Below are 19,820 nucleotides of genomic sequence, written 5' to 3'. Positions count from 1 at the left end.
CCAAGTGTATCTGGCCGCGGCCAGACAGATTTCCTCAATGTAAGGCAAATTTCGGATAACACCCTAATTTTCTGCTCCCTTCGCCTTCCATTTGTGACAAAGACTACACTTTATCCGGTTGATGATGAAAAGGAGCGCGTCGCAGTATGACACAAAATGCACAAGGATTTTCGATAAAAGTCCTGACCATCAATACCCACAAAGGGTTCACCAGCTTCAACCGCCGCTTTATCCTGCCGGAATTGCGCGATGCTGCACGGGCGACTTCGGCCGATATTGTCTTCCTGCAAGAGGTGATGGGCACCCACGCCATCCACGCCTTACACATTGAAAACTGGCCGGAAACTTCACATTACGAGTTTATCGCCGACACCATGTGGCACGATTATGCCTATGGCCGCAACGCGGTGTACCCTGAAGGACATCACGGGAACGCGATATTGTCACGTTTTCCGATCGTTGAGTATGAAAATCGCGATATTTCTGTTGCCGGAGGTGAAAAGCGCGGCATGTTGCACTGCAAAATCAGCCTGCCGGGGCAAAGGCAGCCGCTGCATGTGATTTGCGTGCATCTCGGTCTGCGCGAGCCGCATCGTCGCGCTCAGTTGCGCATGATGTGCGAGATGATCGCCTCGCTACCACCCGATGCGCCGCTGGTAGTAGCAGGTGATTTTAATGACTGGCAGGTTCGGGCCAACAAATACCTTAAACGCCATGCCGGACTGGATGAAGTGTTCAGCATAAAGAATGGTCGCCCGGCGCGCACCTTCCCGGCACGTTTTCCGTTGCTGCGCCTGGATCGCATCTATATCCGCAATGCCACCATCAGCCAGCCGTGGGCGCTGCCGGTAAAACCCTGGTCGCATTTGTCAGACCATGCGCCACTGGCAGTCGAGGTGGTGTTATGAATTTTAGCTGGCGTGACGGTAACCAACTCCACCTGCTGGAAAATGGCGAGGCCTTCTTTCCACGCGTCTTTGGTGCCATCCAGCGCGCCGAACGCACCTTGCTACTGGAAACCTTTATCCTGTTTGAGGATCAGGTCGGTAATGCGTTACATCGCGAATTGTTGGCGGCGGCGCAGCGCGGCGTCAGGGTTGAAGTGATGGTGGACGGCTACGGCTCACCGGACCTGTCAGACAGCTACGTCAATAGCCTGACCGCTGCGGGCGTGCGTTTTATCTATTTTGATCCGCGCCCGCTGGTGCTGGGGATGCGCACCAACCTGTTCCGGCGCCTGCACCGCAAGATCGTGGTCATTGATGAGGTGATCGCCTTCGTGGGCGGCATCAATTTCTCGGCCGAACATAACACCGACTTTGGCCCGGAGGCCAAACAGGACTACGCCGTTGAAGTCAAAGGTCCGGTGGTGTTGGATATTGCGCGTTACGTGCAACAAGCCACCGGCAGCGAACAAGTGACCCGCCGCTGGTGGGGCCATCGTTCGCATCGTCCGGCGCTGAATGCCCTGCCGGGTGATGCGCAGGTGTTGTTCGTCTTTCGCGACAACGACGGCCATCGTGATGATATCGAACAGCACTACCTCGACATGCTGCGCAAAGCCAAACAGGATGTGATCATCGCCAACGCCTATTTCTTCCCCGGTTATCGTCTGCTGCGTGCGATGCGCCATGCCGCGCGTCGTGGCGTGCGGGTACGGTTGATCGTCCAGGGCGAGCCGGATATGCCGATTGTCAAAGTTGGCGCTGAGATGCTGTACAACTATCTGGTCGATGGCGGTGTCGAGGTGTACGAATATTGCCGTCGTCCATTGCATGGCAAGATCGCGGTGCAGGATCAGCAGTGGTCAACCGTCGGTTCCAGTAATCTCGACCCGCTCAGCTTGTCACTCAATCTGGAAGCCAACCTGATGGTGCATGACCGCGCCTTTAACCAAACGCTGCGGGAAAACCTTGAGCAGTTGCTACGCGAGGATTGCGAACGGGTTGAGGGCGATAAGCTGCCACCGCGCACCTGGTGGCACCTGACCAAAAGCGTGCTGGTCTTCCACTTCTTACGTCACTTCCCGGCGATTGCCGGATGGTTACCCGCCCATACGCCCCGGCTGGCGCAGGTTGTTCCCCCGGTACAACCGGAGATGGAGACCCAGGATCGGGTTGAGGCCGAAAACAAAGGAGCCAGACCCTGATGAGTAAAAAACATTCGCGCTGGCAGCGCGTGAAGAAAATCCTTACCGGGTTATTTTTTATCGCCGTGCTGGTGCTGCTGGTGGTGTACGCCCGCCAGGTAAACTGGGATGACGTTTATCAGGTGATCGTCAACTACAACCGCACGCTGGTGTTCAGCGCGGTGGCGCTGGTTGTTATCAGCTACCTGACCTATGGCCTGTATGATTTGATTGGCCGCGCTTACTGCGGCCATAAACTGGCTAAACGTCAGGTGATGCTGGTGTCGTTTATCTGTTACGCCTTCAATCTGACGCTCAGTACCTGGGTTGGTGGCGTAGCTATGCGCTATCGCCTTTATTCGCGACTGGGTTTACCCGGCGGCACCATCACCCGCATTTTCTCGCTGAGCATCGCCACCAACTGGCTGGGCTACATTTTGCTGGCGGGCGTGGTATTTGTGGCGGGCATGGTTCCCCTTCCCGCGGGTTGGTTTATCGGCGAAAACACCCTGCGACTGATCGGCGGCGCGTTGTTGGTGTTGGTCGCGATCTATCTGTGGGCCTGCGCCTTTGCCAAACGACGTCACTGGACGATAAAAGGCCAGCACCTGCAACTCCCCTCGCTGCGCATGGCGCTGTTTCAATTCGCAGTGTCCTGCGCCAACTGGATGGTGATGGGGGCGATTATCTGGTTGCTGCTGGCACAACAGGTGGATTATCCGCAGGTGCTGGGGGTGTTGCTGATCAGCAGTATCGCCGGGGTGATTATTCATATTCCCGCCGGGATCGGCGTGCTGGAAGCGGTATTTCTGGCGCTACTGAGTGGTCAGGGTACGTCACACGGCACCATTATTGCCGCGCTGCTGGCCTATCGCGTGCTGTATTTTATTTTGCCGCTGCTGCTGGCGCTGGTGTTGTACCTGTGGCTGGAGAGCCGCGCCCGGCATTTACGGCAGAAGAATGAACGGAAGATGGCAAAACCGACACCGTCAGAAAACGGTACATCATCGTAGCGGCACGATTTATCGCACAGGCGTAAAAACGCACGATAAATCGCGCCGCTACCGGTGGGGGTTAACGGCGGTTACCGAAAATACGCAGCAGCATCAGGAACAGGTTGATAAAGTCGAGATACAGCGTCAACGCGCCCATAATGGAGAGACGACGCAGATTCTCTTTGTCATTCACATCCACCGTCTCGCCAATGGCTTTCAGTTTCTGAGTGTCATATGCCGTCAGGCCAACAAACACCACGACGCCGATATAGGTAATCGCCCACATCAACGCCGGGCTTTTCAGCCAGAAGTTCACCAGCGACGCCAGCAAAATTCCAATCAACGCCATAAACAGCAGGCTCCCGAAACGGCTGAGATCGCGTTTGGTGGTGTAGCCATAAAAACTCATGGCACCAAACATCCCGGCGGTGACAAAGAAGGTGCTGGCGATTGACGAATAGGTGTAGACCAGAAAAATACTGGCGAGCGTCAGGCCGGTCAGCGCCGAATAGAGCATAAATAACGCCGTCGCCAGCGCCCCACTCAGACGATGCACCATCCCGGACAGCACAAACACTACCGCCAGCTGGGCGATGATCAGACCGAAGAAGGTGATGCGGTTAGCAAACACCAACTCCATCACCGCAGGCGTGCGCGCCGCGAACCAGGAGACGAACGCGGTCAGCAGCAAACCACAGGTCATCCAGCCATACACCTGCGCCATATAGGTTTGCAGCCCGGCGGAGGCCTGCTGCACGATTGAATCGTTACGTGGATATCGGTCCATGATGCACCTCTCAATGGGTTCATGTTGCGGCGCGATTTATCGCGCGGGTTTAGTTGTTAAACAAACTCTGTAAGTTTGGAGCCTATAACTTGCCGCGTCAACGGCGCGTCAAACACTGTTGATAACGGCCATCCACGCGCTGGGCAAACCATGCGGTGGTCAGGTTACGGGTGATTTTCGGGCTTTCCAGCTTAATACCCGGCAACATTTCGCGCGGCAGACGTTTACCCGCCATTTTATCCGCCAGCGTGAACACCTGTTTCCATAATACGCTAGTGCTGAACTCAGGCTTTTCGCCCTTCTCCAGATCGCGACGGATTTCGCGTTGGCTCATGTCCAGCTGCTTACTCAGGCTGCGCACCGCGAGTTCTGTCGCCCCGGCGGCATCGCTGCCGTATTGAATCAGATCGCCATCGAGCGCCAGTTTGATCCCGCTGGCACGCGCCACCGCCGCCTGAAAAGCGGCATTGCGACTGGCATACCAACCGGCGTTAAAGTCAGCGAAGCGGTACAGCGGCTGTGAGTAATCCGCCGGGTATCCCAGCAAATGCATGATGCCAAAATACATACCACCGTGGCGGGTAAAGACTTCACGGCGAATCGAACCCTCCACCGGCCACGGATAGCCTTTGGCGTGCGCTTCGGCGAAAGCGATGCTGACCTGCATCGTACCGCCGGTATGAATCGGGTTAAGGTTGCCAAACAGTTTTTGTCCCAGCGGCACCATATCGATGAAGTCATCAAAAATGGCGCTCAGCTCTTTCTCGCTGCGCACTTTGTCGAGGCGCGCCGCGTAGCTTTCACCGGTGGGAGAGTTGATCTGCAACGCCGTGCGTACCGCGAAGGCCGGGATAAAAAGCTTGCCCGCACGCCGGTTGATCTCAGCCCAGGCGATTTTTGGCAGGCCCGGCACCACCGCATCGGCGCTGAAGTTCGATTCCTGATCGGCCACCGCGATCACCGCGCACAGGTTGCTGACGCTGGGATCGATTTGCTGAGTACGGAAGGCGGTATAAATATCATCAGCCCAGTCCGCTTTCTGCGTAACGTGGCTGGGCAATAACTGACGGATTTGTGCTTTCACATCCCCAGGTTGGCGAACCGGTGCCTCGGGTTGCTTTTTGCTGCTGGTACATCCCGCCAGCACCAGTACCGCCAACAGCGCTGCACGCTTGAGTATTACAGTCGCTTCCATCGGGTTCCTTTACGTTATTTCCAGCGTTCTGCCGCCTGATGGTCGCTATCGCGCGCATCCACCCAGCGATCGCCCTGTGCCGTCGCCTCACGTTTCCAGAACGGCGCACGGGTTTTCAGGTAATCCATAATAAATTCCGCTGCGGCAAACGCGCTGCTGCGATGCGCGCTGCTGACGCCGACAAATACAATTTCCTCGCCAGGAAACAGTTCACCAATACGGTGGATCACCGAAACCTGTTGCAGCGCCCAGCGTTGACGTGCTTCATCGACAATTTCCGTCAGCGCTTTTTCCGTCATGCCGGGATAATGTTCCAGCGTCAAGGCCGCCACGCTGTCACCAAGATTATGATTGCGCACCTTCCCGGTGAAGGTCACCACGGCGCCATCGCTGTCATGGGCAGACAACCAGGCATACTCCTCGGCCACGCTAAAGGCTGCGTTGCCGACGCGAATACGGGTTTCCATCATCAACCCCCGGTCACAGGCGGGAAAAAGGCCACTTCATCACCGGCGCGCAACGGATGACTCATCGGTACCAGGGTTTGATTGACCGCAGCCAGCAATTTCCCGGATTCCAGCGCCAACGCCCAACGATCATTTTTCGTCGCCAGCGCACTGCGCAGGGCCGCCACATCGGCATATTCCGGCGATAACTCCAGCGCGCTGGTGCCGGTCAGTTCACGCACCTGAGCAAAAAACAGCACCTTAATCATGGGACACCGCCTGAAAATCACCGGATTTGCCGCCGCTTTTGCTCAGCAAACGTACCTGGTCGATAACGATGTCTTTTTGCACCGCTTTGCACATGTCATAGATCGTCAGCGCCGCCACTGAAGCCGCCGTCAGGGCTTCCATCTCGACACCGGTTTTGCCGGTCAGGCGGCAGCGTGAAGTGACGCGCACCCGGCTGTGCTCGGGTTCAGCAACCAGCGTCACCTCAACTTTGCTCAGCATCAGCGGATGACACAGCGGGATCAGTTCCCAAGTGCGTTTTGCCGCCTGAATCCCCGCGATGCGGGCAGTGGCAAAGACATCACCTTTGTGATGGCTGCCATCGATGATCATTTGCAGCGTTGCCGGTTGCATCAGCACCAGCGCTTCTGCCTGGGCTTCGCGTACCGTTTCGGTTTTGCCGGAGACATCAACCATATGGGCTTCACCGGCGGCATTGATATGGGTTAACGAGGACATACTTACAACTTCTTCAAATGTGAGACAAAATTACACGGGCGAGTGCGTGCATCCAGTTGATCGGCGATGATGCGTTCCCACGCGCTGCGGCAGGCATTACCGGATCCGGGTACGGCAAAAATCAGCGTCTCATTCGCCATACCCGCGACTGCACGCGACTGCAACGTGGCACTGCCGATCTCTTCGTACGAGATCATGCGGAACAGCTCGCCAAATCCCTCAATCTCCCGGTCAAACAGCGGCAGCAGCGCTTCAGGCGTGCTGTTTTTGCTGTTAAAACCGGTACCACCATTGATGATCACCACCTGGACATCTTCACTGGCTATCCAGCGCGATACCGTGGCGCGGATGCGATAAAGGTTATCCGCGACAATCGCGTGATCCACCACCTGATGCCCGGCTTCGCTCAGTGCTTCACGCAGGTAATCACCAGAGGTGTCATTGGCGGCATCACGGTTGTCAGACACCGTCATCACCGCCACATTAAGGGCAACAAAGTCGCCGGAAAGTTTGCTCATGGCCATAACTCCTTTGTCAGCCACCAATGAAGGAAAGATTTTGGGTAATACCGGTGTTGCCCTGATGCAGAAAATGCGTCTGCTTTTTCTGCCCGAGGCTTAAGCCGATACGCGCCTGTAACTCATCCTGCTGTTGATCGGAAGCCAGCAGATCGCGCAACGGAATGCCCCCCTCGCCAAACAGGCACAGATGCAGGTTGCCGATCGCCGAAACACGCAGGCGATTGCAGCTGGCACAGAAATCTTTTTCATAAGGCATGATCAGACCGACTTCGCCGAGATAGTCCGGATGGCGAAACACCTGCGCCGGACCGTCGCTGCGCCCGCGCGGCTGACGTTGCCAGCCTTGCATCAGCAGTTGATCGCGGATCACCTCGCCGGAAATGTGCTGGCGACGGAACAGATCGCTGCCCTCGCCGGTTTCCATCAGCTCGATAAAACGTAACTGAATCGGACGCGTGCGGATCCACTGTAAAAAGGTATCGAGACTGTGGCTGTTGACATCACGCATCAGCACGCTGTTGACTTTGACCTTGCTGAAACCCGCCTCAAACGCGGCATCAATCCCGGCCATGACCTGATGAAATTTGTCCTGACCGGTGATGGCATGAAACTGGCGGGCATCAAGGCTATCGACGCTGACATTGATTGAGGTCAGCCCGGCAGCACGCCAGTCACGCACATCACGCGCCAGCCGATAGCCGTTGGTGGTCACCGCGATTTGGCGGATAGCAGCATTTTCCCGCACCGCAGCGATAATTTCGGTGAAATCACGACGTAAAGAGGGCTCACCACCGGTCAGACGCACTTTTTCAGTGCCCGCGGCCGCAAAGGCACGCGTCACGCGGCGGATCTCATCCAGCGAGAGAAAACTTTTATTGCGCGTACCCTGCGGTTTGTAGCCATCGGGCAGGCAATAGGTACAACGGAAGTTACACACGTCCGTGACCGACAGGCGCAGATAATAAAAGCTGCGCGCATATGCATCAGTAAATTGTGACACCTGAACACCTTTCCAAATACGGGAGATGCAGGCATTTCTTTCTGCACCCTGGCAGCTCGGGGCTGCGGCCTGAACACCCTATCCGGAGGACTTAGGCAATCAGGCTTTGAGTGTATGTTGTCCATTCGAACAACAGGGTTGCCCGAATGTTAGCGCGATTTGTTGTTCGCTTCCATCGCGGATTTTCGCTATATATATTGATACATAACGTTTTTTCACCGCATTTTCGCGACAGGATACGTTAAAATAACCGACAGATTTTGATACATATCAGTTTAACTGATGCTCAACGGGTGAGCGTCAGCGATAAGGAGCAACATGAATCGTACCCTGGCAGATTTGGATCGCGTGGTGGCGCTGGGCGGTGGACACGGCCTTGGTCGCGTGATGTCCTCGCTGGCTCCGCTCGGCTCACGCCTGACCGGTATTGTGACCACCACCGACAACGGTGGGTCCACCGGACGCATCCGCCGTTCAGAAGGCGGCATCGCCTGGGGCGATATGCGCAACTGTATCAACCAGTTGATCACGGAACCGAGCGTCGGTTCCGCCATGTTCGAATATCGCTTCACCGGCAACGGCGAACTGGCCGGCCATAATCTTGGCAACCTGATCCTGAAAGCGCTCGACCATCTCAGCGTGCGGCCACTGGAAGCGATCAATATCATTCGTAATCTGCTGAAAGTAGATGCGTTCTTGATTCCGATGTCAGAGCAGCCCGTGGATTTGGTGGCGCAGGATAGCGAAGGCAATATGGTTTACGGCGAAACCGCCGTCGATGAGATGCAACAAGCACCGCAGGAATTGATGCTACATCCGAATGTGGTGCCCACCCGGGAAGCACTCGACGCGATTGCTGAAGCCGATTTGATTCTGATCGGTCCCGGCAGTTTTTATACCAGTCTGATGCCAATTCTGCTGATGGAAGAGATGGCGCGTGCGCTGCGTCGTACCCCCGCCACCATGGTGTTTATCGGTAATCTTGGGCGCGAACTCAGTCCGGCAGCCGCTCGCCTGACCGTCGCGGATAAGCTGGTAATTATGGAAAAAGCGATAGGCAAACGGGTGATTGATGCGGTGGTGGTCAGCCCGGCAGCGGATATTCGTGGTGTGGAAGGACGCTTAATTGTCCGTGAACCGCTGGAAGCGGCGGATATCAAATATCGCCATGACCGCCAGTTGTTACGCCTGGCGCTGGAGCATGCCATCCAGGCATTTTGAAACAAGGCGTGATAAACACGCCGCCACGACTCACCCGCGCTGAGAGTCGTAGCGGCGCGATTTATCGCGCATTAGGACGCAGCGATAAACAGCTCGCGCAGTTCGTGCAATTGATCACGCACCCGTGCCGCTTCTTCAAACTCCAGATTCTGCGCGTGTTGTTGCATCTGTCCTTCCAACTCGTGAATCTTCTTCTGCATCGCCTGCGGGGTGAGCGCCAGATAGCTGGCTTCGGCTTCAGCGGCGCTACGCGTGGCGGTTTTGCCCTTGCCACGGGTTTTGACCACGTTTTTGCCCAGCTCCAGAATATCGGTGATTTTTTTGTTCAGTCCCTGCGGCACGATGCCGTTGGCTTCGTTATACCGCTCCTGCTTCTCACGACGTCGCTCGGTCTCCTCGATGGCGCGTGCCATTGAGTTGGTGATCTTGTCTGCGTAAAGAATCGCTTTACCGTTAATGTTACGTGCGGCGCGGCCAATGGTCTGAATCAGAGAACGCTCCGAACGCAGGAAGCCCTCTTTATCGGCATCGAGAATCGCCACCAGCGACACTTCCGGCATATCCAGCCCTTCACGCAACAGGTTGATCCCCACCAGCACATCAAATTCCCCCAGACGCAGGTCGCGGATGATCTCCATACGCTCCACCGTATCGATGTCTGAGTGCAGATAACGCACCTTCTCGCCGTGCTCCTCCAGATATTCGGTGAGATCTTCCGCCATGCGTTTAGTCAGGGTGGTCACCAGCACACGTTCGTTGACCTCGACGCGTTTGCGGATCTCCGACAGCAGGTCATCCACCTGGGTGGTCACCGGACGTACTTCGAGGATCGGATCGAGCAACCCGGTCGGACGCACCACCTGATCAATCACCTCACCACCGGATTTCTCCAGCTCGTAATTACCCGGCGTTGCCGAAACATAAATGGTTTGCGGTGCCAGCGCTTCAAACTCTTCGAAGCGGAGCGGGCGGTTGTCCAGCGCCGACGGCAGACGGAAACCATACTCCACCAGCGTCTCTTTACGTGCGCGGTCACCGCGATACATCCCGCCAATCTGCGGGATGGTCACATGGGACTCATCCACCACCAGCAGACCATCTGCCGGTAAGTAGTCGAACAGCGTCGGAGGCGGCTCGCCTGGCCCACGTCCGGACAGGTAGCGTGAATAGTTTTCGATACCCGAGCAGTAGCCGAGTTCGTTCATCATTTCGAGGTCAAACTGGGTACGCTGGGTAATGCGCTGCTCTTCCAGCAGCTTATTATTCTCCAGCAGGACCTGACGGCGCACCACCAGTTCCTTTTTGATCTCTTCCATTGATTGCAGGATGCGTTCGCGCGGCGTGACATAGTGAGTTTTCGGATAGACGGTAAAACGCGGCACCACCGAAACCACCTGACCGGTCAGCGGGTCAAACAATGACAACCGCTCCACTTCTTCATCAAACAGCTCCACACGCAGCGCAATCTCATCGGACTCCGCCGGGAAGATATCGATCACTTCACCGCGCACGCGGAAGGTGCCGCGCTGGAACACCTGATCATTACGGGTATATTGCAGCTCGGCCAGACGACGCAGAATGCTGCGCTGATCGATGATCATGCCACGCGTCAGGTGCAGCATCATTTTCAGGTAGAGATCAGGGTCACCCAGACCGTAGATGGCCGACACCGACGCCACCACGATAACGTCACGTCGCTCCAGCAACGCCTTGGTGGCAGACAGACGCATCTGCTCGATGTGCTCATTCACCGAGGCATCCTTTTCGATAAAGGTATCGGAGCTGGGCACATAGGCTTCAGGCTGATAGTAGTCGTAGTAGGAGACGAAGAACTCCACCGCGTTGTCCGGGAAGAACTCCTTCATCTCTCCGTAGAGCTGTGCCGCAAGGGTCTTGTTAGGCGCCAGCACCATAGTTGGCCGGTTGAGATCGGCGATCACATTGGCGATGGTAAAGGTTTTACCCGAACCGGTTACCCCCAACAGCGTCTGGTGTGCCAGACCGTCTTCCAGCCCCTCTTCCAGACGACGAATCGCCTCAGGCTGATCCCCTGAGGGTTTAAATTCGGAGTTGAGTTTGAAGGCTTTACTCATGGTTTTTTCGTTCCTGCAGGAGATATCGGCGGGCAGGCTGCTAATTCTACTCCGCTATGGCGAATTTGCCAGAAAAAAATACTGGATATATTTACAGATATCCTGCACGATAACAGGGAGCAGCAACGACTCGCTTCAGTGCAATTTATGCGGCATCTGGCAAAACCTTGTTGCGCAAGGTTATCCCCAGATGGGTGATGCTTTTAACATTTGTCAATAGAGCGTCATAAAATTGCAGTTGTATGACCAACAAGAAAAATCTCAGGCTTGATTTTAAATAACATATTGATTTATTTATAAATCAGTAAAAAGCCCAGTTTCTCAGCATAATGTATCCAGGCCGCGTATTTCCTCGCTTGCGCTCTGTTTTCAGTCTCTAATACACAAGGTTATCCACAGGAATAGTGGATAACTGACGGCAGCCCCGCCGCCATCGCCTGTGCATAATTTTCTAAGCCTATTCCTGGCGTGCGAAAAAAAATTTTTTTATGTTTATTTTTCCCACAGCCCGCGTGGCATTAACTATTCTTTTTTCGTGCTGACGTCACTGAAAGCCCGAAATTCCCAGTAAATAAGGCCACTTATTCCTGAGCGATCTGCCTTATTACTGCTCAGATGCACCAGAAACGTTAAGCATTCAGCACCGCTAAAGTGCAGCCGTTTTATCACCCCCAGCAATTGTTAAGCATCGCTCAACTTTAATTCCTGATTTTGCCTCGCTGCTGCTGCTTTTTTTCATGGCATCAGCAAACTGGCCTGGGAATTGCAGGTTTCTCCATAAGCATACGCATCAACTCACTGATGGTGAGAGTGGCAATGATGAATCGTGTTTGACTGTTTGCCAGACGACACAGAGCGGGAGCATTCAGGCTAATTATCTGGAAGGAGAATGTCAGATGCTAAGTTTACGTTCGGTGAATCAGTTTTACGGTCAAAACCATATCCTGTGGGATGTGGACCTCGATCTGCCCCCTGGCACCTGCACGGGCGTGCTGGGTAGCCCTGGGATGGGTAAAACCACCCTGGTCAACTGCATTATGGGACGGTTGCCGATCAATAGCGGGTCGATGACCTGGCAGGAAGATGGCTCCCCTCCTGAAGATTTATTGCTGCAACCGGCGGAGCAACGTGCGCGCATGGGTATCGGCTACGTACCGCAAGGTCGCCATATTTTCTCGCAAATGAGCGTGGAAGATAACCTGCTGATTGCGCTGATGGCGGCGCATGACGACCGCAGTCGCGCCATTCCGGAAATGGTGTTCGATTTGTTCCCGGCGCTCTATTCATTACGCCACCAGCGCAGCGGAGAACTGCCGATGGATCAGCAGCAGCAGTTGGCATTAGCGCGCGCGCTGGTGTTACAACCGAAATTGCTGATCCTTGATGAACCAACCGAAGGCATGTCGCCGTGGCTGGAGGAGGAGATGGGAAATCTGATTCGCCGCCTGAACCGCGATTACGGCCTGACCATTCTGCTGCTGGAGCAACACGTCTCCTTTATCCGCCGCGTGGCTGACTATTTTCTGCTGCTGCATCGTGGTCGCAACGTGGCGCAGGGAAAAGTGGCCCAGTTGGACGATGTCACCATCAATAAATGGCTGACGGTAACCTGACATGAGCTGCCCGTAGCGGCGCGATTTATCGCGCCGCTACGCTTCAGGGCAATGTCAGATAACGGCCACAGTCATCCTGCTGCGCGTCATGCGTAAGATACGGGATTTCGCCCAGACACGGCGCATCAAGACGCTGACGCAAGGTTGCCAGATATTCCTGATGCCGCTTACCCGGCGGCTGAATGGTATTGGCGATCCAGCCTGCAAGGCGCAGGCCACTGGCATGCACGGCGGCGGCAGTCAGCATCGCATGGTTGATACAACCCAGTTTGATACCCACCACCAGGATCACCGGCAGCTGCTCAGCCACCACCCAATCAGCATAGGTTTGCGTTGCCGACAACGGAGTAAACCATCCGCCCGCGCCTTCCACCAATACCCATTCTGCCTGTTGCTCCAGCTCCCGTAGCCCGGCAGACAGTCCGGCAAAATCGATTGGCCTGCCCTCTTCGGCACTGACGATATGCGGTGACGTGGGTTCAAGAAAAGCCAGCGGATTGACCTGCTCATAACGCAATGCCAGCGAACTGTAGCGTTGCAGCGCCAGCGCATCGCTGTTGCGGATGCCTTCGGCAGTTTGCTCACAACCCGAGGCCACCGGCTTGTAACCTGCAGTGACCCATCCGGCAGCTCCCGCCGCCTGTAGCAACGCGCCACTGGCTACCGTCTTGCCGACTTCGGTGTCGGTACCTGTAATAAACCAGCGTTTCATGCCGTTAAGACTCCATACATCAGATGATAACTCAGGCGATAACCCGCCTCGTCCTGTGGCCAGCACTGCTCCAGCCGGGCCAGCTGACTCCGCGTCAGTAATCCGCCCTGGCGTCCATCATGCAGATGGGTTGCGCCAATCCCTTTCAGCGAACGCATCGCATTGAGCGCGCTGGGAAAATGTAAGGTGATGGTTTGCAGCGTGCTGTGCAGCGCCATGCCATCGGTCGCGGCGGCGATTTGCGCCGCGCTGAGAAAACGGTTGGCGTGCTGACGTCCATCCAACTGCGCCCACGCCTGATGAACCTCATTAAGCGAACCGGCCAGCAAAGTGGAAAACAGCACGCTGCCGCCGGGGCGAGTCACGCGTAGAAATTGCTGCAAAGCAGTGCGCAGATCGCTACTCCATTGCACCGCGAGGTTGCTCCACACGCCATCAACGCAGGCATCCGGCAGCGGCAGCGCATCAATATCGCCCTGCACATAATGATGTGCCGAGTGTTGCCGGGCCGCGCTATTCAGCATGGTTGGTGACAGATCAAGCGCAGTCAGGGTACGTCCACGATCGCGCCAGTAGCGGCTGTACCAACCGGTACCACATCCGGCATCCAGCAGGTGCGGGCCAAATCCGGCCGGTGCCAGCGCCAGCAGGGCATCACCACTCTGGCGTTGCAACTCGGCATGCTGCTCATAATGTTGCGCCGCCCGACCAAACGCCTGAGCAATCGCCTGTTTATTGATGTGCAGCGTCATACAGCGCCTCCAGCAGACGATCGATATCGTCAAAACTATGTGCGGCGGTCAGGGTTATGCGGAGGCGTGCTGTGCCCGGTGGCACCGTCGGGGGACGAATGGCGCTGACCCAGCAGCCTGCCGCCTTCAACCGCTGTGATAACGCCAGCGCAGCGCTGTTCTCACCGACCACCAACGGCTGGATGGCGCTGGCCGATGGCATCAACTGCCAGGGGAGATCTGCCGCTCCAGCGCGAAAACGCGCGATATTGGCGTGCAACTGCGCACGCAATTCATCGCCCTGCTGAATTTGCTGTAACGCCGCCAGCAGCGCGCAGCACTGCGCGGGCGGCATGGCGGTCGAGTAGATCAAATGGCGGGCAAACTGTTCCACATAATCGGCGGTCGCGTCATCGCACAACAGGGCGGCACCGCTGACGCCAAAGCCTTTGCCGAAGGTGACGATCAGTAATTCTGGCTTCACCTGCTGCTGCCAGCAGCTACCACGACCTTGCTCACCGGTCACGCCAATGCCATGCGCATCATCGACCAGCAGCCAGCCGTTGGCGCGTTGCGTTTCAGCAGCCAGCTGCGCCAGCGGTGCGCTGTCGCCATCCATGCTGAAGACGCCTTCGGTGACCACCAGGGTGTTACCCTCCACCGGCGTTGCCAACAGCTTTGCCAGGCTGGCGGGCTGATTGTGGGCAAAACGGCGCAGCGTGGCCGGGCTGTGGCTGGCAGCATCCAGTAACGAGGCGTGCGCCAGCTTGTCGGCCACAATCCGATCCGGCTTTTCCGCCAGCAGATGGATCACCGCCTGATTGGCGGCGAAACCCGAGATAAACAGCAGCGCACGGCGATAACCCAGCCAGTCGGCCAGTTGTTCTTCCAGTTGCGCATGATAACGGCTGAAACCGGTCACATGTCCCGATGCACCCGCGCCAGCCCCGGCATCCGCGGCCCCCTGTTGCCAGGCGGCAATCACTGCCGGATGCTGGCTCAGGCCAAGATAATCGTTGCTGGAAAAGTGGCGATAGCGTTGCCCGGCGACGGTCAGCTCGCGCACATTGTTATGTTCCACGCGGATACGCTGACGCCAGCCGTCGGCGGCACGCCGCGCCGCCAGCGCCTGTTCGATGCGTTGCGACCAGCTCATTACACCGCCGCGTTGTAAAACTGCGCGGTATCGGCATGCAACAGCTGTTCACTCAACTGATATTGCTGTTCGTTATCACCGGCGGTGGTGGCGGTATGCTCCGGGTTGAGTCCCAGTTTACGGAACAAAATCAAATCCTTGTCTTCTTCCGGGTTCGGCGTGGTCAGCAGCTTGCAGCCGTAGAAAATCGAGTTTGCCCCGGCCATAAAACACATCGCCTGGGTCTGTTCGCTCATCTGCTCACGACCGGCAGAAAGGCGGACGTGAGAAGACGGCATCATGATGCGGGCCACCGCGATGGTACGGATAAAATCGAACGGTTCGACATCGTCGTTATCCGCCAGCGGCGTGCCTTTAACTTTCACCAGCATGTTGATCGGCACGCTTTCCGGCGGTGTCGGCAGGTTCGCCAGTTGCACCAGCAGACCGGCACGATCTTTTACCGTTTCGCCCAGGCCAACGATACCGCCCGAACACACCTTAATGCCCGCGCCACGCACTTTGTCGAGGGTATCGAGGCGTTCCTGGTAGCTGCGCGTGGTGATGATGTTGCCGTAGAATTCCGGCGAGGTATCGAGGTTATGGTTGTAAAAATCCAGACCGGCATGCGCCAGCCGCTGCGCCTGGGTGTCGTTGAGGGTGCCGAGGGTCATACAGGTTTCCATCCCCATCGCTTTCACGCCCTGCACCATCTGCTCCAGGTAAGGCATGTCGCGATCGTGCGGGTTTTTCCACGCCGCCCCCATACAGAAACGGCTTGAACCGGCGGCTTTGGCTTTGCGCGCCGATTCCAGCACCGCTTCCACCTCCATCAGACGTTCCGATTCCAGCCCGGTTTTGTAGCGCGCGCTTTGCGGGCAATATTTACAATCTTCCGGGCAGGCGCCGGTTTTGATCGACAGCAGGGTACTGACCTGCACCTGACGCGGGTCGAAATGTTGGCGATGTACCTGCTGCGCCTCAAACATTAGCTCAAGGAAAGGTTTATCGAATAGTGCCTGGGCTTGTGCCAGTGTCCAGCGATGTGCCATTGCTTCACTCCAGAAAAGGGTTCATCCTGACGATTAACGTGGTTATACTTGTAAACTATATTTTTTATTTTTGGTTTACAATACCCATGTTCACTCAGGACGATCTCAATTTCGACCGCCAGCATATCTGGCATCCCTACACCTCAATGCGTGATCCCCTGCCCTGCTACCCGGTCGTCGCGGCGCATGGCTGCCAGTTACAACTGGCGGATGGACGTGAATTAGTGGATGGCATGTCGTCATGGTGGGCGGCGATCCACGGTTATAACCATCCACGTCTTAATCAGGCTTTGCAGGACCAACTGGCGCAGATGTCGCATGTGATGTTTGGTGGCATCACCCACCCGGCTGCGGTGGAGCTGTGCCGTCAGTTGGTGGCGATGACGCCAGCCCCCCTGGAATGTGTGTTCCTCGCCGATTCGGGGTCGATCGCCGTCGAAGTGGCGATGAAAATGGCGCTGCAATACTGGTTGGGACGGGGTGAAACCCGGCAAAAATTTCTCACCCTGAAACGCGGTTATCACGGCGACACGTTCGCCGCGATGTCGGTGTGCGATCCGCAAAACTCGATGCACAGCTTGTGGCGCGGCTATCTGCCGGAACACCTGTTCGCGGCTGCACCGGAGCGAGGGTTTGATGATGCGTGGGATGATGCTGATTTCGCCGATTTTGCCCGTCTGGCGGAACAACATCACCGGCAGATTGCCGCAGTGATCCTGGAGCCCATTGTGCAGGGCGCAGGGGGGATGCGTTTTTATCATCCGCGTTATCTGCAACGGGTGCGTGAGCTGTGCGATCGCTACGGTTTGCTGCTAATTGCCGACGAGATCGCCACCGGCTTTGGCCGCAGCGGCAAGTTGTTCGCCTGCGAACATGCCGGGATCGTGCCGGATATTTTGTGTCTGGGCAAAGCCCTGACGGGTGGCACCATGACGCTCTCCGCCACCCTTACCACCCGCACAGTGGCCGATACCATCAGCAACAGCGCCGCCGGCTGCTTTATGCATGGCCCGACCTTTATGGGTAATCCGCTGGCGTGCGCGGTCGCGGTAGAAAGCCTGAAGATGGTGAACGAAGGTCACTGGCCGGCGCAGGTGGCACAGATTGAGCAGCAGCTACGCGCGGCATTGCTGCCGTTAGCTGACCATCCGGCCGTGGCGGATGCACGCGTTCTGGGGGCGATTGGCGTGATTGAGACTCGTCGGGCAGTGGATATGGCGGCACTGCAACAGTTCTTTGTCGAGCGCGGGGTGTGGATCCGTCCGTTTGGGCGGTTGATTTACCTGATGCCACCCTATGTGATTACGGCGGCGGAGCTGACGAAGTTGACCGACGCCGTACGCGATGCGCTGGATTTTTCGCGCCATTTTCAGGGGTAAAAAGCAGCGCGATACATCGCACCGCTACCATTCCCCCCGTAACGGCGCGATTTATCGCGTAATGACTTAACCCAGTGGGTGAATCACCACCCACATTGGGCCTTGTCCGACGGCATAACGCGCCAGCGGTGTCAGCAGACCGCGATCGTCGCTGATTTTGTAGACCTCGATATGGTGCGATTTCTGCCCGGCTGCCACCAGATATTTCCCGCTGTTGTCGATATTAAAACCACGCGGTTGCGTCTCTGTCGGCTGGAAGCCCTCGATGTTCAACAAGCCGCCATCTTCGCTGACGCTGAACACGGTAATGGTGCTGCTGGTGCGATCGCAGGCATACAGGAAACGGCCATCCGGCGTCAGATGGATATCCGCTGCCCAGCGGGTGCCGCTGAAATCCGCAGGCATCATATTCAGGCTCTGCACACGCTCCACTTCGCCGTGTGCATTGCTTAACGCCCAGACATCTACGCTGCTGTCCAGTTCGTTGACGCAATAGCTATAGTTGCCATTCGGGTGAAACGCCATATGACGCGGGCCAGCACCTTCAACCGTGGTGACCTGGGCTTGCGCGGCGGGTGTCAGGCTGCCATCGTTGCCTAACTGGAACAAACAAATACGATCCTGCTTCAGCGCCGGCACAAACAGCGTCTGATTTTTCACATCAATATTGGCGGAGTGACAACCTTCCAGCCCGCCGATCACCTGGCTCGGAGCCTGCGGCAGACCATCGCTACCAATTGGGCTGATGCTGACACAGGCATCATTGTAAGAACCGCAGAACAGGAAGTTACCCTGGCGATCGGTAGAAATGTGCGTCGGGCTGCCCGGCAGCGGTGCCTCTCCGGCTTCGCTCAGGGTGCCATCCGCGGCAATACGGTATGCCAGCACGCGAAAATTCGGACGCACGCCAACATAGAGGAAATCTTTCTTCGGGCTGACCACCATCGGCTGCACCTGACCGGCCACATCCGTCACCTGTAATAACGTCAGCGCGCCATCTTCCTGTAACTGCCAGGCGTGAATCTGCTGGCTCTCGGGGCTGGCGGTATACACGACTTGTTTCATGCGTTCTCCTTGTTCGGCTTGCTGAAAGGGTATCACTCTAGCGCGTTTCATTTTGCCGCGCAGGAATCATTTGTGCCCTGCTTTTTGTCTCAAAGGCGTTACCCGGTGTAGACTGGTTGCTTTGTAACCCAGACGGAAAGAGTAATGAGCTACCGCGTAATCGCCCTTGATCTTGACGGCACCCTGTTGACCCCGCGTAAAACCATTCTGCCTGAATCCCTTGAAGCCCTGGCCCGCGCGCAGCAGGCAGGCGTCAAAGTGCTGATTGTTACCGGTCGCCACCATTGTGCCATCCATCCTTTTTATCAGGCACTGCAACTGGATACACCCGCTATCTGCTGTAACGGCACTTATTTGTATGATTATCAGGCGAAAAAGGTGCTGACCTCCGATCCGCTGGAAAAATCTCAGGCGGTGCGGGTGATCGAGATGCTGGATGAACAGCAGATTCACGGCCTGCTGTATGTCGATGACGCGATGCTTTACCAGGAGCCGACCGGCCATGTGACCCGTACCCTTACCTGGGCGGAATCGCTGCCTGCGGCACAACGTCCGACCTTCCTCCATGTGCCGAGCCTGGTTCAGGCTGCGCACGATGCACAGTCGATCTGGAAGTTCGCCCTGTCCCATGCCGATACCCACGCGCTGCAACAATTTGCCGAGCGCACCGAAGCCGAACTGGGGCTGGCGTGTGAATGGTCATGGCACGATCAGGTGGATATCGCCCAGCGCGGCAACAGCAAAGGCAAACGCCTTGCGCAGTGGGTGGAGAGCCAGGGATTAAGCATGAAAGACGTGCTGGCGTTTGGTGATAACTACAACGACCTCAGTATGCTGGAAGAAGTCGGTCTGGGCGTGGCGATGGGCAATGCCGACGACGCGATCAAAGCACGCGCCGGCAAAGTGATTGGCACCAATCTGGAGCCGGGCATTGCCGAAGTGATTTACCAGGAAATTCTGTAAAATCCGCGCGATAAATCGCGCCGCTACGGATTTCCCG

At 56.5% G+C, this 19,820-nt stretch carries 20 protein-coding genes and 1 riboswitch; of the genes, 7 read left to right on the top strand and 13 right to left on the bottom strand.

The window, feature by feature from the left end:
- Nucleotides 1–146: 146 nt before the first annotated feature.
- Genes AC6I8R_RS06140 through AC6I8R_RS06130 form a run of 3 tightly spaced genes read left to right on the top strand, consistent with a single transcriptional unit; the run spans nt 147 to nt 3,141 of the window.
- The gene (locus AC6I8R_RS06140) at nt 147–908 is read left to right on the top strand and encodes an endonuclease/exonuclease/phosphatase family protein (protein WP_415173766.1); all 762 of its coding nucleotides are present in this window, start codon (nt 147–149) and stop codon (nt 906–908) included.
- On the top strand, nt 905–2,149 hold the full coding sequence (gene clsB, locus AC6I8R_RS06135) for a cardiolipin synthase ClsB (protein WP_415173765.1): 1,245 nt from the start codon (nt 905–907) through the stop codon (nt 2,147–2,149). The genes AC6I8R_RS06140 and clsB overlap by 4 nt, the downstream gene beginning before the upstream one ends.
- Complete coding sequence (locus AC6I8R_RS06130; RefSeq protein WP_415173764.1) at nt 2,149–3,141, top strand: lysylphosphatidylglycerol synthase domain-containing protein; 993 nt, start codon at nt 2,149–2,151, stop codon at nt 3,139–3,141. The genes clsB and AC6I8R_RS06130 overlap by 1 nt, the downstream gene beginning before the upstream one ends.
- Nucleotides 3,142–3,202: 61 nt before the next feature.
- Here the strand turns inward: AC6I8R_RS06130 and AC6I8R_RS06125 are convergent, their stop codons facing one another.
- The 7 genes from AC6I8R_RS06125 to moaA form a co-directional block, all read right to left on the bottom strand.
- The gene (locus tag AC6I8R_RS06125) at nt 3,203–3,910 is read right to left on the bottom strand and encodes a Bax inhibitor-1/YccA family protein (RefSeq protein ID WP_013508359.1); all 708 of its coding nucleotides are present in this window, start codon (nt 3,908–3,910) and stop codon (nt 3,203–3,205) included.
- A gap of 97 nt (nt 3,911–4,007) precedes the next feature.
- Complete coding sequence (locus AC6I8R_RS06120) at nt 4,008–5,105, bottom strand: DUF1615 domain-containing protein (protein ID WP_497832014.1); 1,098 nt, start codon at nt 5,103–5,105, stop codon at nt 4,008–4,010.
- Between the two features lie 14 nt (nt 5,106–5,119).
- Nucleotides 5,120–5,572: a molybdopterin synthase catalytic subunit MoaE gene (gene moaE, locus AC6I8R_RS06115; protein WP_415173809.1), complete on the bottom strand. Its 453-nt coding sequence runs from the start codon at nt 5,570–5,572 to the stop codon at nt 5,120–5,122.
- A 2-nt stretch (nt 5,573–5,574) separates the two neighbouring features.
- Nucleotides 5,575–5,820 (bottom strand): molybdopterin synthase sulfur carrier subunit, encoded by a 246-nt coding sequence (moaD, locus tag AC6I8R_RS06110; RefSeq protein WP_021182460.1) that lies wholly within the window; start codon nt 5,818–5,820, stop codon nt 5,575–5,577.
- Nucleotides 5,813–6,298, bottom strand: coding sequence for a cyclic pyranopterin monophosphate synthase MoaC (moaC, locus tag AC6I8R_RS06105; protein WP_021182459.1), 486 nt, complete (start codon nt 6,296–6,298; stop codon nt 5,813–5,815). Before moaC ends, moaD begins: the two co-directional genes overlap by 8 nt.
- A 2-nt stretch (nt 6,299–6,300) precedes the next feature.
- Nucleotides 6,301–6,816, bottom strand: coding sequence for a molybdenum cofactor biosynthesis protein B (gene moaB / locus AC6I8R_RS06100; RefSeq protein WP_497832013.1), 516 nt, complete (start codon nt 6,814–6,816; stop codon nt 6,301–6,303).
- Between the two features lie 16 nt (nt 6,817–6,832).
- Entirely contained in the window at nt 6,833–7,819 is a 987-nt protein-coding gene (gene moaA, locus AC6I8R_RS06095; RefSeq protein ID WP_497832012.1) for a GTP 3',8-cyclase MoaA, read from the bottom strand.
- A riboswitch (molybdenum cofactor riboswitch) is annotated at nt 7,809–7,944 on the bottom strand. It overlaps the preceding gene by 11 nt.
- Before the next feature lie 193 nt (nt 7,945–8,137).
- On the opposite strand from moaA, the gene AC6I8R_RS06090 reads away from it, so the two are divergent.
- Nucleotides 8,138–9,040 (top strand): gluconeogenesis factor YvcK family protein, encoded by a 903-nt coding sequence (locus AC6I8R_RS06090; protein WP_021182456.1) that lies wholly within the window; start codon nt 8,138–8,140, stop codon nt 9,038–9,040.
- A 71-nt stretch (nt 9,041–9,111) separates the two neighbouring features.
- Here the strand turns inward: AC6I8R_RS06090 and uvrB are convergent, their stop codons facing one another.
- Nucleotides 9,112–11,133, bottom strand: coding sequence for an excinuclease ABC subunit UvrB (gene uvrB, locus AC6I8R_RS06085; RefSeq protein WP_021182455.1), 2,022 nt, complete (start codon nt 11,131–11,133; stop codon nt 9,112–9,114).
- Between the two features lie 896 nt (nt 11,134–12,029).
- On the opposite strand from uvrB, the gene AC6I8R_RS06080 reads away from it, so the two are divergent.
- Nucleotides 12,030–12,746 (top strand): ABC transporter ATP-binding protein, encoded by a 717-nt coding sequence (locus tag AC6I8R_RS06080; RefSeq protein ID WP_013508350.1) that lies wholly within the window; start codon nt 12,030–12,032, stop codon nt 12,744–12,746.
- Between the two features lie 43 nt (nt 12,747–12,789).
- Here the strand turns inward: AC6I8R_RS06080 and bioD are convergent, their stop codons facing one another.
- Genes bioD through bioB form a run of 4 tightly spaced genes read right to left on the bottom strand, consistent with a single transcriptional unit; the run spans nt 12,790 to nt 16,376 of the window.
- Nucleotides 12,790–13,458 carry a dethiobiotin synthase gene (gene bioD / locus AC6I8R_RS06075; RefSeq protein WP_497832011.1) on the bottom strand — a complete coding sequence of 223 codons (669 nt, stop codon included), beginning with the start codon at nt 13,456–13,458 and terminating at the stop codon, nt 12,790–12,792.
- Nucleotides 13,455–14,210 (bottom strand): malonyl-ACP O-methyltransferase BioC, encoded by a 756-nt coding sequence (bioC, locus tag AC6I8R_RS06070; RefSeq protein WP_021182453.1) that lies wholly within the window; start codon nt 14,208–14,210, stop codon nt 13,455–13,457. Before bioC ends, bioD begins: the two co-directional genes overlap by 4 nt.
- Entirely contained in the window at nt 14,191–15,345 is a 1,155-nt protein-coding gene (gene bioF, locus AC6I8R_RS06065) for an 8-amino-7-oxononanoate synthase (RefSeq protein ID WP_497832010.1), read from the bottom strand. The genes bioC and bioF overlap by 20 nt, the downstream gene beginning before the upstream one ends.
- On the bottom strand, nt 15,345–16,376 hold the full coding sequence (bioB, locus tag AC6I8R_RS06060; RefSeq protein ID WP_021182451.1) for a biotin synthase BioB: 1,032 nt from the start codon (nt 16,374–16,376) through the stop codon (nt 15,345–15,347). The genes bioF and bioB overlap by 1 nt, the downstream gene beginning before the upstream one ends.
- An 86-nt stretch (nt 16,377–16,462) precedes the next feature.
- Between bioB and bioA the strand changes: the two genes are divergently transcribed.
- Nucleotides 16,463–17,755, top strand: coding sequence for an adenosylmethionine--8-amino-7-oxononanoate transaminase (gene bioA / locus AC6I8R_RS06055; protein ID WP_497832009.1), 1,293 nt, complete (start codon nt 16,463–16,465; stop codon nt 17,753–17,755).
- Nucleotides 17,756–17,821: 66 nt separating this feature from the next.
- Here the strand turns inward: bioA and pgl are convergent, their stop codons facing one another.
- Complete coding sequence (gene pgl, locus AC6I8R_RS06050; RefSeq protein WP_497832008.1) at nt 17,822–18,820, bottom strand: 6-phosphogluconolactonase; 999 nt, start codon at nt 18,818–18,820, stop codon at nt 17,822–17,824.
- Between the two features lie 144 nt (nt 18,821–18,964).
- Between pgl and AC6I8R_RS06045 the strand changes: the two genes are divergently transcribed.
- Nucleotides 18,965–19,783 carry a pyridoxal phosphatase gene (locus tag AC6I8R_RS06045; protein ID WP_497832007.1) on the top strand — a complete coding sequence of 273 codons (819 nt, stop codon included), beginning with the start codon at nt 18,965–18,967 and terminating at the stop codon, nt 19,781–19,783.
- Nucleotides 19,784–19,820: the final 37 nt, after the last annotated feature.

This window comes from Pantoea sp. X-Soil-OKNW-713 (assembly GCF_059730685.1).
The sequence above is the reverse complement of the archived record's forward strand: the minus strand, read 5'-3'. Positions and strand labels throughout refer to the sequence as shown.

Bases quoted from the DNA above. Each gene is read 5' to 3' on its own strand.
- AC6I8R_RS06080 (WP_013508350.1), top strand. From the start codon at position 12,030: ATGCTAAGTTTACGTTCGGTGAATCAGTTTTACGGTCAAAACCATATC.
- bioA (WP_497832009.1), top strand. From the start codon at position 16,463: ATGTTCACTCAGGACGATCTCAATTTCGACCGCCAGCATATCTGGCAT.
- pgl (WP_497832008.1), bottom strand. From the start codon at position 18,820: ATGAAACAAGTCGTGTATACCGCCAGCCCCGAGAGCCAGCAGATTCAC.
- AC6I8R_RS06130 (WP_415173764.1), top strand. From the start codon at position 2,149: ATGAGTAAAAAACATTCGCGCTGGCAGCGCGTGAAGAAAATCCTTACC.
- moaE (WP_415173809.1), bottom strand. From the start codon at position 5,572: ATGGAAACCCGTATTCGCGTCGGCAACGCAGCCTTTAGCGTGGCCGAG.
- bioB (WP_021182451.1), bottom strand. From the start codon at position 16,376: ATGGCACATCGCTGGACACTGGCACAAGCCCAGGCACTATTCGATAAA.
- AC6I8R_RS06090 (WP_021182456.1), top strand. From the start codon at position 8,138: ATGAATCGTACCCTGGCAGATTTGGATCGCGTGGTGGCGCTGGGCGGT.
- moaC (WP_021182459.1), bottom strand. From the start codon at position 6,298: ATGTCCTCGTTAACCCATATCAATGCCGCCGGTGAAGCCCATATGGTT.
- AC6I8R_RS06125 (WP_013508359.1), bottom strand. From the start codon at position 3,910: ATGGACCGATATCCACGTAACGATTCAATCGTGCAGCAGGCCTCCGCC.
- AC6I8R_RS06140 (WP_415173766.1), top strand. From the start codon at position 147: ATGACACAAAATGCACAAGGATTTTCGATAAAAGTCCTGACCATCAAT.
- moaB (WP_497832013.1), bottom strand. From the start codon at position 6,816: ATGAGCAAACTTTCCGGCGACTTTGTTGCCCTTAATGTGGCGGTGATG.
- uvrB (WP_021182455.1), bottom strand. From the start codon at position 11,133: ATGAGTAAAGCCTTCAAACTCAACTCCGAATTTAAACCCTCAGGGGAT.
- clsB (WP_415173765.1), top strand. From the start codon at position 905: ATGAATTTTAGCTGGCGTGACGGTAACCAACTCCACCTGCTGGAAAAT.
- AC6I8R_RS06120 (WP_497832014.1), bottom strand. From the start codon at position 5,105: ATGGAAGCGACTGTAATACTCAAGCGTGCAGCGCTGTTGGCGGTACTG.
- AC6I8R_RS06045 (WP_497832007.1), top strand. From the start codon at position 18,965: ATGAGCTACCGCGTAATCGCCCTTGATCTTGACGGCACCCTGTTGACC.
- bioD (WP_497832011.1), bottom strand. From the start codon at position 13,458: ATGAAACGCTGGTTTATTACAGGTACCGACACCGAAGTCGGCAAGACG.
- bioF (WP_497832010.1), bottom strand. From the start codon at position 15,345: ATGAGCTGGTCGCAACGCATCGAACAGGCGCTGGCGGCGCGGCGTGCC.
- bioC (WP_021182453.1), bottom strand. From the start codon at position 14,210: ATGACGCTGCACATCAATAAACAGGCGATTGCTCAGGCGTTTGGTCGG.
- moaD (WP_021182460.1), bottom strand. From the start codon at position 5,820: ATGATTAAGGTGCTGTTTTTTGCTCAGGTGCGTGAACTGACCGGCACC.